Origin of the sequence: Burkholderia pseudomultivorans, assembly GCF_001718415.1 — a bacterium.
Classification (GTDB): Bacteria; Pseudomonadota; Gammaproteobacteria; order Burkholderiales; family Burkholderiaceae; genus Burkholderia; species Burkholderia pseudomultivorans_A.
Genome location: NZ_CP013377.1, coordinates 1,815,273 through 1,828,859 on the forward strand (window position 1 = coordinate 1,815,273; position 13,587 = coordinate 1,828,859).

Below are 13,587 nucleotides of genomic sequence, written 5' to 3' on the forward strand. Positions count from 1 at the left end.
CGGAACGCGCGTCAAACCACGCGCACGGTCAGTTCGCCGAGCCGCTCGACGCCGACCTGCATCACGTCGCCCGCGACCACCGCGCCGACGCCCTCCGGCGTGCCCGTGAAGATCACGTCGCCCGGTTCGAGGCGGAAGAACTTCGACAGGTCCGCGACCGTCTCCGCGACCGACCAGATCAGGTGCGACACGTCGCTCTTCTGCCTGGTCGCGCCGTTGACGGTCAGCCACAGGCCGCCCTGCTCGAAATGGCCGACTTCGCTCGCCGGATGCACCGGGCCGATCGGCGCCGAACGGTCGAACGCCTTGCCGATTTCCCACGGCCGGCCCATCTCGCGCATCTTCATCTGCAGGTCGCGGCGCGTCATGTCGAGGCCGACCGCATAGCCCCACACGTGATCGAGCGCGCTGTCGAGCGGAATGTCCGCACCGCCCTTGCCGATCACCGCGACGAGCTCGGCTTCGTAGTGATAGTTCCGCGTCTGCGACGGGTACGCGAGATCGAGCGTCTCGCCGTACGCGACCGGCACGACCGAATCGGCCGGCTTGCAGAAGAAGAACGGCGGCTCGCGATCGGGATCGAAGCCCATCTCGCGCGCATGGGCGGCATAGTTGCGGCCGACGCAGTAGACGCGGCGCACCGCGAACCGGGCGTCGCTGCCGGCGACGGAAAGGGCGACCGGGGCTTCGGGCGGGAAAACGAAAGTCATGATCGGAACGGCTCCAGCGTGAACAACGAGTGAGGGGTACGCGCCGCTTGCGCGGCGCATGAAACGAATCGAATCGCCGCGAGGCGGCGGCCGGCGGCGTCAGTCGCGCGCTTCGCGCAGCAGGTTCAGCGCGGACAGCACGGGCCGGTCGGAATAGCTGAACAGCACGCTGTCGGACGACGCCGACAGCCGCACCGGCGCCCACGACGGCGCGACGAAGATGTCGTGCGGCTCGAACGCGAACGCATCGCCGCCGACATGCGCGGTGCCGCTGCCTTCGACGACGCAGTAGATCGTCGCGTCGGTGCTGCGATACGTGCGGCCGTCGAAACCGGCCGGCAGGAACTGCATGAAGGTCGCGATGCTCGGCATCGGCCAGCCGCCCGTTGCCGGGTTCACGTAGCGCAGCTTCACGCCGTCCCACGCGTCGAGTTCGCCGTTCCGGTACAGCGCGTCGAGCGCCTCGCGGCTGCGCGCATATGGATAGCTGAAGATCGGCGAGGTCGGATCGGTCACGCGATGCCGCACCGGCAGCATGTTGTGGCCGTAGCGCGCGAAGCTGTCGCCTTCCGGCCGGCTGACGGGCTGCACGGCTTCCGGGTAGTTCTCCGCGAAGCCCGCGTCGAGATGCGCGACGAGCGGGATGTCGAGCCCGTCGAGCCACACGACCGGCTCGCCGCCCGCTTCCACGGACGGATTGCCGTGGTCGTGCCAGGTCCACGACGGCGTGATGATGAAGTCGCCCGGATGCATCGTCGTGCGCTCGCCGTTCACCGCGGTCCACGCGCCGCGCCCTTCGACGATGAAGCGCAGCGCCGACTGCGTATGGCGATGGCTCGGCGCGATCTCGCCCGGCAGGATCAGCTGCAGGCCCGCATACAGGTTCGGCGTCATGCTCGACTTGCCCGGCAACCCGGGATTCTCCAGCACCAGCACGCGGCGCACGGCCTCTTCCGCGCTGATCACGTCGCCGGCCTGCATCACCAGGTCGCGCACCTGCGCGTACTTCCAGATCGCGGCCTGCGCGGCCGGCTGCGGCGTCTTCGGCACGAGGCTGTGCAGCGATTCCCACAGCGGCGTCAGGCGCTGCTCGGCGATCCGTGCGTAGTAGGCGGCGCGCGACGCATCCGGGTGTCGGGTCGTCATGGTGTCTCCTTGATGTCGGCCGATCGGCATCGGCGCTGTGTCGGGGCGGGACCGCGTGCTTCAGTCCGTCAGCACATTTATATTCGACGCAGCCATACCCGGTAAAATGGTCAAATCATCTAATCCATATTGTTTTGGATATACCTTCCGATACGAGGTGTGCGATGGACTGGACTTACCGGCTGCGGCTGCGGCATCTGCAGGTGCTGCTGAGCGTGGCCAGCACCGGCAATCTGAGCCAGTCGGCGGCGGCGCTCGCGACCACCCAGCCGGCGCTGTCGAAATGGCTGAAGGAGCTGGAGGAGGATGTCGGGCTGCCGCTGTTCGAACGGCATGCGCGCGGGCTGCGGCCGACGCCGTACGGCGAGGCGCTGATCGAGCACGCGCGGCGGGTCGAGGCGCAGCTCGACATCGCGCGCGACGACATGGCCGCGCTGCGCGAAGGCGGCAGCGGCCTCGTGACGATCGGCACGTCGGGCGTCGCCGCGGCCGACACGGTGCCGCTCGCGGTGTCGCAGTTGCTGAAACGGATGCCGCGCGCCCAGGTGCGGCTCACCGAAAGCACGATGGTCCAGCTGATGCCGCAACTGGCGCGCGGCGAACTGGACATCGTGGTCGGGCGCTCCGGTTCCGCGTCCGTCGATCCGCTGCTGCAGGTCGAGGCGCTGTATGTCGATCCGGTCGTGTTCGTCGCACGGCGCGATCATCCGCTTGCCGAAGCCGCGTCGGTCGGCTGGGACGACGTGTTCGCCTACCCGTGGATCGTCTGGCCGGCCGGCACGCCCGTGCACAACGCGCTGGAGGCCGCGCTGACGGCGGCCGGCCGCACGCAGCCGCCGCACTGCGTCGAATCGAACTCGTCGATCCTCAACATCACGCTGCTGAACAATACGTCGTTGCTCGGCGTCGCGTCGCAGCGCGCCGCGACCCGCTTCGCGCAGATGAACGCGCTGCGCATCCTGCCGATGCAGCTCGAAGGCCAGGGCGCGGTGTCGATGTACTGGCATCCGGACAGCGAGAATCGCGCGGCGGTGGCGGCCGCAATCGAATGCCTGCGTGCGTGTGCGACGCCGCAGGCCGGTGATACGGCGACAACGGCGAACGCCAGGGCAGATTGAATCGGCGGCCCGGCACGAACCGGGCCGCTTCGTCGTCAGACGCCGCGGGTCAAGCCCGGGGCGCGTTCATAAGCAGGGCCGCACCGGGATTTGAGCCGGCAAGCGGAACGCACGCCAGCCGTCACGCGCCGTCGCAGCGCGCCTCGCATTCGAGCGTCAGCGTGCCGATTCGCGCCGGCACGAGCGGCGTGCGCGGCACCGGCGGCGTCCAGCCGAACAGCGCCTGCGCGGCCGCCCCGCATACCCTGCCCTGGCATGCGCCCATCCCGCAACGCGATTGCAGCTTCGCGGCGCTCCAGCCGGGCGCACCCGCGACCGCGTCGAAGCGCACGTCCTCGCATCGGCACAGCAGCGTATCGGGCCGCGCGAGCCGGCGAATCGGCTCGCGGATCGCGAAGCGTTCGCGCACCGTGTCGGCAAACGCCTGCCAGTGCGCGCGCCGCGCGACGAGCGCGGCCAGCGGCGCGGTCTGCCCGGTCGCCGCATGGCCGGCGATCTCGCCCTCGATCATCGCCAGCTCGCTGCCGCCGACGCCGGTGCACTCGCCCGCCGCAAAATGCCCGTCGCGGCTCGTGCGCTGGTGCGCATCGACCGCTACCGCGCCGTCCTCGATCCGGCAGCCGAGATGGCTCGGCAGCACCGTGTTCGGCACGAGGCCGAAACCGCAGGCGAGCCGGTCGCATGCGACGTCGAACTCGCGCCCGCCCTGCCGGATCCGCACGCCTTCGAGCCGTTTGTCGCCGAATGCCGCGACCACATGCGCGTCCGGTCGATAAGCCGCCGTGACGAGCTTCGCCGCCTGCGCGAGCTTCGACGGCCAGCGCCACAGCCCCGCGCCGAAGCGCGCGACGTCGCCCCACGCCGCCTGTTCGAGCACGTGCGACACGCGCGCGCCGGCCTGGCGGGCAGTCGCCGCACTCGCCAGCAACAACGGCCCGCTGCCCGCGATCACCGTGCGCTGCCCGCGCACGTCGAGGCCGTACTTGATCAGCGCCTGCAAGCCGCCCGCGCCGGTGACGCCCGGCAGCGTCCAGCCGGGAAACGGCAACAGCAGCTCGCGCGCACCGCAGCACAGGATCAGCGTCCGGTAGTCGAGCAGCAGCCCGCGCTCGTCGTCTTCGAGCAGCAGCGTGCCCGGTTGCGTTTCGGCGACGATGCGCGTCGCCGCGAGATGCGTGACGTTCGGCTGCCGCAGCACCGCGAGGCGCTCGGCCGCAGCCGGCACCGGCGACACGGCCGCCGGCTGTCGCCAGATCTGGCCGCCCGCGCGCGGATTGTCGTCGACGATCGCGATCGTCGCGCCGCTTTGCGCGGCCGCGCGCGCGGCCGACAGCCCGGCCGGCCCCGCGCCGACGATCGCGACGTCGACGCTCAGTCGTTGCTGTGTCATCGCGTGCGCTCCACCTGCATGCCGTCGCGGCACAGCGTCTGGCACGCGAGCCGGCGGCGGCCGTCGATCGTCATCCGGCATTCCTGGCAGATGCCCATCCCGCAAAAAGGCGCGCGCCGCGCGCCCGTGCACGACACGCGCGTCGTGTCGTCGCCGCTCGCCGCGACGGCGGCCGCGACGGTCGCACCGTCGGCCACCGTCAGCGCGCGGCCGTCCAGGTGAATGATCATGAAAGCGCTCCGGCTACAGGGGACGTCATCAGGAAACGTCCCGGCAAATACGGTTCGATGTCGATGGGCGGCCGTTCGCCGGCCATCAGCGCGGCGACGAGCCGCGCGCTGCCCGGCGCGGTCGTCACGCCGAGCCCTTCGTGCCCGACCGCGAGCCACACGCCCGGCCGCGCCGGGTGCTCGCCGAGCAGCGGCAGGCCGTCGGGGCTCGCCGAACGGAATCCCGTCCATGCGCGGATGCCGTTCAGCTCGGCCAGATCCGGCAGATAGCCGACCGCGCGGCGCAGCATGCGCGCGAGCACGGGCGGCTCGATGCGCGCATCCTCGGTGTCGAACTGGCGCGACGAGCCGATCAGCAGCTGGCCGGTCGGCCGCGGCTGCACGTTGAACGCGACCGACGTGCCGTCGCTCGCATGCGCGCTCGCCGCATAGCCGAGTTCGACGAGCTGGTGCGCGACGCGCCCCGGATAGCGGTCGGTGATCACCAGGTGGCCCTTTTTCGGGCGCAGCGGCAGTTCGGGCAGCAGCGTGCGCGCGGCGACGCCGTTCGCGACGACCACGCGCTGCGCGCGCAGCACGTCGCCGCTCGCGAGCGTGACGCTCGCGCCGTCGACGTCGACGGCCCGCTCGCGCCGCAGCGTGATGCCCGGCACGCGCTGCAGCAGCCAGTTCGCCGTCACCGGCGCATACAGGATGCCGTCGCCGGGAATCTTCAGCGCGCCGCCGAGGCCCGGACGCAGCATCGGCTCCAGCCGCGCGAGCGTCGCCGCGTCGATCAGCTCGCCGGCCACGCCGTGCGCGGCCAGCGTCGCCTGCTTCGCGCGCGCCAGGTCCATCTCGTGCGCGTCGGCCGCGAGCCACAGCGTGCCGCAGTTGCGATACGCGCACCCTTCCGGCATCGCGCCGCTCAACGCGCGCCACAGTTCGATCGAGTAATGGCTCAGAGCGAGTTCGGCCGCGTTGTCGTCCATCGCGACGAGGTGGCCCATGCCCGCGCCGGTCGCGCCGCCACTCGCATCGTCGACGACGATCACGCGCAGCCCGCGCTGCGCGAATTCGTGCGCGCAGGCCGCGCCGACGATGCCGGCGCCGATCACGACGACATCGGTCCCCGCTGCGCTCACGACGCGATGCCCCAGCCGAACGGATCGTCGTCCTCGATCAGCAGCGTCGCTTCCGCGCTCAGGTGCGCGCTGCCGCGAATCGTCGGCACGATGCCGCCGTCGGTTTGCGCATAGCTCGCCTGGAATACGCTGCCGATCACGCTCGCCTGCCGCCACACGACGCCCGGCGCGAGCTTGCCGTCGGCCGCGAGGCAGGCGAGCTTCGCGCTGGTGCCGGTGCCGCAGGGCGAACGGTCGTACGCGAGGCCCGGGCACAGCACGAAGCTGCGGCTGTCGTGCTCGGGATCGTCGGCAAACAGCTCGATGTGGTCGATCTCGCCGCCGTTCGCGCCCGTGATGCCCGCGCGTTCGAGCCCTTCGCGCACCGCGGACGCATACGCGGTCAGCGCCGCGACGTTGTCGCCGGCGACGCGCTGGCCGTGATCGCTGATCAGGAAGAACCAGTTGCCGCCCCAGGCGATGTCGCCGGTGACGGGGCCGTAGCCCGGCACGTCGACGGCGACGCCCTTTGCATGGCGATACGCGGGCACGTTGCGCACGCTGACCGACAGGTCGTCGTGCAGCGTCGCCTCGACGGTGCCGACCGGCGTCTCGATCCGGTGAACGCCGGGCGCGATGCGGCCCATGTGATGCAGCGTGCGCACCACGCCGATCGTGCCGTGCCCGCACATCCCGAGATAGCCGCTGTTGTTGAAGAAGATCACGCCGGCCGCCGCGTCGGCCGACACCGGCTCGCACAGCAGCGCGCCGACGAGCACGTCGCTGCCGCGCGGTTCGAGAATGCAGGCGGTGCGATAGCGATCGTGCTCGCGCGCGAGCCGGTCGCGCCGCTCGGCCATCGTGCCGCTGCCGAGCGACGGAAAGCCGGACACGACGAGCCGCGTGGGTTCGCCGCCCGTGTGCGAATCGATGATCTGGATGCGCTTCATCATGCGTCGTCCGAAAGTGGGGAAAGGAGCACAGCTTCCTCCGTCGCGCGTCCGGCCGCTTGTGGGTTTTCGATAAGGACGACGACGAAATCGGCATAGCGCGCTGCGGTCTTGTCCGAGCCGCGATGGCTATGCCGATTTCGTCATTCTGCTCCGGGAAATGACTCAAGCGCGATGAGGGTTTGCGCGGCGATACTGAGTTCCGTTCCCCTGACGACGGCGCGCCGGCTTCCCCCCGCGCAATCGTCTCCGGTCCGGCATGGCCCACGGGCCCGCCCCGGTCGTTCGAACCGGGCAACGCCGGCCGGCAGGCGTGCGCCGCTGCTCCGTCGGGGCGCGGCGCGCACGACGCCTGTGCCGACATTCCCATAGGAGACACGCCCATGCCAGGCCAAGGCAACGCTCAATCGACCGCCCCGCTTTCCCGTTCCGCGCACCCCGACGCGGGTCACGGCAAATTCAAGAAACAGCTGTCACTGACCGACCTGACGTTCATCGGTCTCGGCGCCATCTTCGGTTCGGGGTGGCTGTTCGCCGCCAGTCACGTGTCGACGATCGCCGGCCCGGCCGGCATCTTCTCGTGGCTGCTCGGCGGTTTCGCGGTGCTGCTGCTCGGCATCGTCTACTGCGAGCTGGGCGCCGCGCTGCCGCGCGCGGGCGGCGTGGTCCGCTACCCGGTGTTCTCGCACGGCCCGCTGCTCGGCTACCTGATGGGCTTCATCACGCTGATCGCGTTCTCGAGCCTGATCGCGATCGAAGTGGTCGCGGCGCGCCAGTATGCGGCCGCGTGGTTTCCGGGCCTGACGATCGAAGGTTCGAGCGACCCGACCACGCTCGGCTGGATCGTGCAGGCCGCGCTGCTCTGTTTCTTCTTCTACCTGAACTATTCGAGCGTGAAGACGTTCGCGAAGGCGAACAACATCATCAGCGTCTTCAAGTTCGTCGTGCCGCTGTCGGTGATCGCGGTGCTGTTCACGTTCTTCAAGCCCGCGAACCTGACGATCCAGGGCTTCGCGCCGTTCGGCATCTCCGGCATCGAAATGGCGGTGGCCGGAGGCGGCGTCATCTTCGCGTATCTCGGCCTCACGCCGATCGTCTCGGTTGCGAGCGAGGTGCGCAACCCGCAGCGCACGATCCCGATCGCGCTGATCCTGTCGATCCTGCTGTCGACGCTGATCTACGTGCTGCTGCAGCTCGCGTTCATCGGCAGCGTGCCGACCGAGCTGATCGCGGCCGGCTGGCACGACGTCAGCAAGGCGTTCTCACTGCCGTACCGCGACATCGCGCTGGCGCTCGGCGTCGGCTGGCTCGCATACATGGTCGTCGCGGACGCGATCATCTCGCCGAGCGGCTGCGGCAACATCTACATGAACGCGACGCCGCGCGTCGTCTACGGCTGGGCCAAGACCGGCACCTTCTTCAAGGTGTTCACGCGCGTCGACGAAGCGTCGGGCATCCCGCGCGCGGGCCTGTGGCTCACCTTCGGCCTGTCGATCTTCTGGACGCTGCCGTTCCCGTCGTGGGAAGCGCTGATCAACATCGTGTCGGCCGCGCTGGTGCTCAGCTACGCGGTCGCGCCCGTGTCGGTCGCCGCGCTGCGCCGCAACGCGCCCGACCTGCCGCGGCCGTTCCGCGCGAGCGCGTTCGCGATCACCGGCCCCGCGTCGTTCGTGATCGCCGCGCTGATCGTCTACTGGTCGGGCTGGCACACGGTGTCCTGGCTGCTCGGCCTGCAGATCGCGATGTACGCGATCTATCTCGCGTGCCGCCGCTGGGTGCCGACCGCGCACCTGAGCCTGCGCGAACAGGTCCGCTCGTCCGCGTGGCTCGTCGCGTTCTACGCGGCGATGATCGTGCTGTCGTATTTCGGCGGCTTCGGCGGCACCGGCCAGCTCGCGCATCCGTACGACACGGTCGTGGTCGCCGCCGTCGCACTCGTCATCTACTACTGGGGCGCGAATACCGGCGTGTGCACGGAGAAGCTCCAGCTCGACGACGACGAAAACTGACGCCCGTTCCTTTGCACCATTCGGCCGGGCACGCCATGCCCGGCCTGCTTTTTTCGAGGAAAACCATGCAACTCACAGGTCAGTTGTTGATCGGCCAGTCCGGCGTCGCCGGACAGAACGGCACCCTCCATGCAATCGCCGCCGCGACCGGCGAAGCGCTCGAACCCGCGTTCGGCGGCGCAAGCCTGCACGACCTCGAAACGGCCTGCGCGCTCGCCGACGAAGCGTTCGACGCGTATCGCGAAACCGGCCCCGAGGCGCGCGCCGCGTTTCTCGACGCGATCGGCCGCAACATCATGGCGCTCGGCGACGCGCTGATCGAGCGCTGTGTCATCGAAACGGGCCTGCCGCGCGCGCGCATCGAAGGCGAGCGCGGCCGCACGGTCGGCCAGCTCGCGCTGTTCGCGTCGATCGTGCGCGACGGCGCTTTCGTCGATGCGCGGATCGATCCGGCCCGCCCCGAGCGCAAGCCGCTGCCGCGCGTCGACCTGCGCCTGCGCAACGTCGCGATCGGCCCGGTCGCCGTGTTCGGCGCGAGCAACTTCCCGCTGGCGTTCTCGGTCGCGGGCGGCGACACCGCATCGGCGCTCGCGGCCGGCTGCCCGGTGATCGTGAAGGCGCATTCCGCGCATCCGGGCACGTCCGAGCTCGTCGGCCGCGCGATCCAGCAGGCCGTGCGCGAATGCGGGCTGCCGGCCGGCGTGTTCTCGCTGCTGTTCGACACGTCGCGCGAGGTCGGCCAGGCGCTCGTCGCCGATCCGCGCATCAAGGCGGTCGGCTTCACGGGCTCGCGCCGCGGCGGCGTCGCGCTGATGCATGTCGCGGCCGCGCGCCACGAGCCGATTCCCGTCTACGCGGAAATGAGCTCGATCAATCCGGTGCTGCTGCTTCCCGCCGCGCTCGACGCGCGCCACGACGCGATCGCGCAGCAGTTCGTCGCATCGCTGACGCTCGGCGCCGGCCAGTTCTGCACGAACCCGGGCCTCGTGCTGGCCGTCGACGGCCCCGCGCTGCGCGCGTTCGAAGCGACGGCCGCCGAAGCCGTGCGCGCCGCCGCCGCGCAGACGATGCTGACGCCGCACATCCACGCGAGCTACGCGCAGGGCGTCGCATCGCTGCGCGCGCACGAGGCGGTCGAATCGCTTGCGGAAGGTGCCGAAGGCGGCCGCTACCAGGCCCGCGCGGCGCTGTTCGCGACCTCGGCCGATGCGTTCGTCTCGCGTCCGGAGCTGCGCGACGAAGTCTTCGGCCCCGCGTCGCTGATCGTGCGCTGCCCGGATGCCGACACGCTGCATCGCGTGCTGAAGTCGCTCGAAGGCCAGCTGACGATCGCCGCGCACCTCTCCGACGGCGATGCGGCGCTGTTCGCCACGCTGCGGCCGACGCTCGAACGCAAGGCCGGGCGCATTCTCGTCAACGGTTTCGGCACCGGTGTCGAGGTCGGCCATGCGATGGTGCACGGCGGCCCGTTCCCGGCGACGTCGGACACGCGCACGACATCGGTCGGCGCGCGCGCGATCGAGCGCTTCCTGCGCCCCGTGTCGTATCAGGACGTGCCCGACGCACTGCTGCCCGACGCGATCCGCGACGGCAATCCGCTGAACGTGCCGCAACGCATCGACGGCGTGCCTGCACCGCGAAAGGCCGGACGTGACTGAGTCCGCCGACGAAATCGTCCTGTCGCTCGATGAAGTCCACGCGCTCGCGCTGCGCGTGCTGACGCACAACGGGATGACCGAGGCGCATGCGCGCGCGATCGCGAACGTGATCACGCAGGGCCAGCGCGACGAATGTCATTCGCACGGCATGTACCGGCTGCTCGTCTGCGTGCGTTCGCTGAAGAAGGGCAAGGTCGATCCGCAGGCGGTGCCGACGCTGCGCCGGCTGTCGTCGTCGATCGTCTCGGTCGACGCGCATCGCGGCTTCTCGCTGCTGAGCTTCGAGACGGGCTTGCCCGTGCTCGTCGAGATGGCGAAGCAGCACGGGATCGCCGCGATGACGATCAACCGCTGCTACCACTTCTCCGCGCTGTGGCCTGAAGTCGAGGCGATTGCGGCGCATGGGCTGGTCGGCATCGCGATGAATCCGAGTCACAGCTGGGTCGCGCCGGAAGGCGGCAAGGAACCGGTGTTCGGCACGAATCCGATCGCGTTCGCGTGGCCGCGGCCGGGCGGCCTGCCGTTCGTGTTCGATTTCGCGACCAGCGCGATCGCGCGCGGCGACATCGAGCTGCACGCGAAGCAGGGCAAGCCGATCCCGCCCGAGTGGGCGATCGACGCCGACGGGCGGCCGACCACCGATCCGAAGGCCGCGCTGCAGGGCGCGATGCGCACGTTCGGCGGCCACAAGGGGTCGGCGCTCGCGGCGATGGTCGAGCTGCTCGGCGGCGCGCTGATCGGCGACATGACGAGCCGCGAGTCGATGGACTTCGACGAGGGCGTCGGCGCGACGCCGTGCCACGGCGAGCTCGTGATCGCGTTCGATCCGAAGGTGTTCCTCGGCGACGACCTCGACGCGGGGCTCGCGCGCGGCGAACGGTTGTTCGAGTCGATCGTCGCGCAAGGCGCGCGGCTGCCGTCGCAGCGGCGCTTCGACGCCCGCGCGCGCAGCCTCGCGAACGGCGTGCGGATCGGCAAGGCGCTCTACGACGAGATCCTGGCGCTGCTCGACTGAGCTGACGGCGGGATGCGGGACGGCGGCGGCGCGCCCCGGTGCGCCGCCGCCGCTTCCGGCCCTGCTCCGGAACACCCCCGCGCCGCGCCGTCCTGCCGCCACGGCATCCGGCACCCTGCTGCCGCCCCGCCCACCCCGCCGGCGCCACGCCCGCACCGCCTGTGGGATAATCGCGAAGTTTGCCCAGGGCGCAGCTCAAGAGGTTGTTCGCACGGGCGCGCGAGGGGCCTTATTCCCGTGCCCCGAACCCTTTTCCGCGATCTTTCTTCAGCAACCACAATGCCCACATACCGTTCCAAAACTTCCACCGCCGGTCGCAACATGGCAGGCGCGCGCTCGCTGTGGCGCGCCACCGGCATGAAAGACGACGATTTCTCGAAGCCGATCATCGCGGTCGTCAACTCGTTTACGCAATTCGTGCCCGGGCACGTGCACCTGAAGGATCTCGGCCAGCTCGTCGCGCGCGAGATCGAGGCCGCCGGCGGCGTCGCGAAGGAATTCAACACGATCGCGGTCGACGACGGCATCGCGATGGGCCACGACGGCATGCTGTATTCGCTGCCGAGCCGCGACATCATCGCCGACTCGGTCGAGTACATGGTCAACGCGCACTGCGCGGACGCGATGGTCTGCATCTCGAACTGCGACAAGATCACGCCGGGGATGCTGATGGCCGCGATGCGCCTGAACATCCCGGTGATCTTCGTGTCGGGCGGCCCGATGGAAGCGGGCAAGACGCGCCTCGCCAACCCGGTCACCAAGACCGTCGAGCTGAAGAAGCTCGACCTCGTCGATGCGATGGTGATCGCGGCCGACCAGTCGTACTCGGACGCCGAGGTCGCCGAAGTCGAGCGCTCGGCCTGCCCGACCTGCGGTTCGTGCTCGGGCATGTTCACCGCGAACTCGATGAACTGCCTGACCGAAGCGCTCGGCCTGTCGCTGCCCGGCAACGGCACGGTGGTCGCGACGCACGCGGACCGCGAGCAGCTGTTCAAGCGCGCCGGCCGCCGCATCGTCGAGCTGACGCGCCAGTACTACGAGCAGGACGACGCACGCGTGCTGCCGCGCTCGGTCGGCTTCAAGGCATTCGAGAACGCGATGACGCTCGACATCGCGATGGGCGGCTCGACCAACACGATCCTGCACCTGCTCGCGATCGCGCAGGAAGCCGGCATCGACTTCACGATGAAGGACATCGACCGCCTGTCGCGCGTCGTGCCGCAGCTGTGCAAGGTCGCGCCGAACACGAACAAGTACCACATCGAGGACGTGCACCGCGCCGGCGGCATCATGGCGATCCTCGGCGAGCTCGACCGCGCCGGCAAGCTGCACACCGACGTGCCGACCGTGCACGCGCCGACGCTGAAGGACGCGCTCGACCAGTGGGACATCGTCCGCACGCAGGACGAAGCGGTCCGCACGTTCTACCAGGCCGGCCCGGCCGGCATCCCGACCCAGGTCGCGTTCAGCCAGAACACGCGCTGGCCGAGCCTCGACCTCGATCGCGCCGAGGGCTGCATCCGCTCGTACGAGCACGCGTTCTCGAAGGAAGGCGGCCTCGCGGTGCTGACGGGCAACATCGCGCTCGACGGCTGCGTGGTGAAGACGGCGGGTGTCGACGAGAGCATCCTCGTGTTCGAAGGCACCGCGCACGTGACCGAGTCGCAGGACGAGGCGGTCGAGAACATCCTGAACGACAAGGTCAAGGCCGGCGACGTGGTGATCGTGCGCTACGAAGGCCCGAAGGGCGGCCCCGGCATGCAGGAAATGCTCTATCCGACCAGCTACATCAAGTCGAAGGGCCTCGGCAAGGCATGCGCGCTGCTGACGGACGGCCGCTTCTCGGGCGGCACGTCGGGCTTGTCGATCGGTCATTGCTCGCCGGAAGCGGCCGCGGGCGGCGCAATCGGCCTCGTGCGCGACGGCGACAGGATCCGCATCGACATTCCGAACCGCACGATCGACGTGCTGGTGTCGGACGACGAACTCGCGCGTCGCCGCGAAGCGCAGAACGCGAAGGGCTGGAAGCCGGCGCAGCCGCGTCCGCGCAAGGTGTCGGCGGCGCTCAAGGCTTACGCGAAGCTCGTGATGTCGGCCGACAAGGGCGCTGTGCGCGACCTGTCGCTGCTCGACGACTGATGTGACGGGCGACCGGCTGCGGGCGACTATCGACCGGCAGCCCGCCCGCCAACCCGCCCGCCCGCCAACCCGCCCGCTCGGAAAGCCGCTCTTCGGAGCGGCTTTTTTTCGTCGATCGC

General features: G+C 70.0%; 11 protein-coding genes. 5 read left to right on the forward strand and 6 right to left on the reverse strand.

Annotated features, from left to right (window positions below):
* Nucleotides 1–11: 11 nt before the first annotated feature.
* Both WS57_RS07695 and gtdA read right to left on the reverse strand, forming a co-directional pair.
* Nucleotides 12–710 (reverse strand): fumarylacetoacetate hydrolase family protein, encoded by a 699-nt coding sequence (locus WS57_RS07695; protein ID WP_009690214.1) that lies wholly within the window; start codon nt 708–710, stop codon nt 12–14.
* A gap of 99 nt (nt 711–809) precedes the next feature.
* Complete coding sequence (gene gtdA / locus WS57_RS07700; RefSeq protein ID WP_059478336.1) at nt 810–1,856, reverse strand: gentisate 1,2-dioxygenase; 1,047 nt, start codon at nt 1,854–1,856, stop codon at nt 810–812.
* A 164-nt stretch (nt 1,857–2,020) separates the two neighbouring features.
* Between gtdA and WS57_RS07705 the strand changes: the two genes are divergently transcribed.
* Complete coding sequence (locus WS57_RS07705) at nt 2,021–2,974, forward strand: LysR substrate-binding domain-containing protein (protein WP_059515767.1); 954 nt, start codon at nt 2,021–2,023, stop codon at nt 2,972–2,974.
* A gap of 121 nt (nt 2,975–3,095) precedes the next feature.
* Here WS57_RS07705 and WS57_RS07710 read toward each other — a convergent pair whose 3' ends face one another.
* From WS57_RS07710 to WS57_RS07725, 4 genes are read right to left on the reverse strand one after another with little or no spacing between them, the layout of a single operon-like run.
* Nucleotides 3,096–4,364 (reverse strand): NAD(P)/FAD-dependent oxidoreductase, encoded by a 1,269-nt coding sequence (locus WS57_RS07710; protein WP_059515769.1) that lies wholly within the window; start codon nt 4,362–4,364, stop codon nt 3,096–3,098.
* Complete coding sequence (locus WS57_RS07715) at nt 4,361–4,594, reverse strand: 2Fe-2S iron-sulfur cluster-binding protein (protein WP_059515772.1); 234 nt, start codon at nt 4,592–4,594, stop codon at nt 4,361–4,363. Before WS57_RS07715 ends, WS57_RS07710 begins: the two co-directional genes overlap by 4 nt.
* Nucleotides 4,591–5,718 carry an NAD(P)/FAD-dependent oxidoreductase gene (locus tag WS57_RS07720; protein WP_059515774.1) on the reverse strand — a complete coding sequence of 376 codons (1,128 nt, stop codon included), beginning with the start codon at nt 5,716–5,718 and terminating at the stop codon, nt 4,591–4,593. The genes WS57_RS07715 and WS57_RS07720 overlap by 4 nt, the downstream gene beginning before the upstream one ends.
* Nucleotides 5,715–6,647, reverse strand: a complete 933-nt coding sequence (locus tag WS57_RS07725; RefSeq protein ID WP_009694647.1) for a 4-hydroxyproline epimerase — start codon at nt 6,645–6,647, stop codon at nt 5,715–5,717. Before WS57_RS07725 ends, WS57_RS07720 begins: the two co-directional genes overlap by 4 nt.
* 383 nt (nt 6,648–7,030) lie before the next feature.
* On the opposite strand from WS57_RS07725, the gene WS57_RS07730 reads away from it, so the two are divergent.
* The 4 genes from WS57_RS07730 (at nt 7,031) to ilvD (ending at nt 13,468) form a co-directional block, all read left to right on the forward strand.
* Nucleotides 7,031–8,656: an APC family permease gene (locus WS57_RS07730; RefSeq protein WP_069243991.1), complete on the forward strand. Its 1,626-nt coding sequence runs from the start codon at nt 7,031–7,033 to the stop codon at nt 8,654–8,656.
* Between the two features lie 65 nt (nt 8,657–8,721).
* Complete coding sequence (locus tag WS57_RS07735) at nt 8,722–10,314, forward strand: aldehyde dehydrogenase (NADP(+)) (protein WP_069243992.1); 1,593 nt, start codon at nt 8,722–8,724, stop codon at nt 10,312–10,314.
* A complete protein-coding gene (locus tag WS57_RS07740) occupies nt 10,307–11,329 on the forward strand; it encodes an Ldh family oxidoreductase (RefSeq protein WP_009693180.1) in 1,023 nt (340 codons plus the stop codon). Before WS57_RS07735 ends, WS57_RS07740 begins: the two co-directional genes overlap by 8 nt.
* 279 nt (nt 11,330–11,608) lie before the next feature.
* Entirely contained in the window at nt 11,609–13,468 is a 1,860-nt protein-coding gene (ilvD, locus tag WS57_RS07745) for a dihydroxy-acid dehydratase (RefSeq protein ID WP_009689752.1), read from the forward strand.
* Nucleotides 13,469–13,587: the final 119 nt, after the last annotated feature.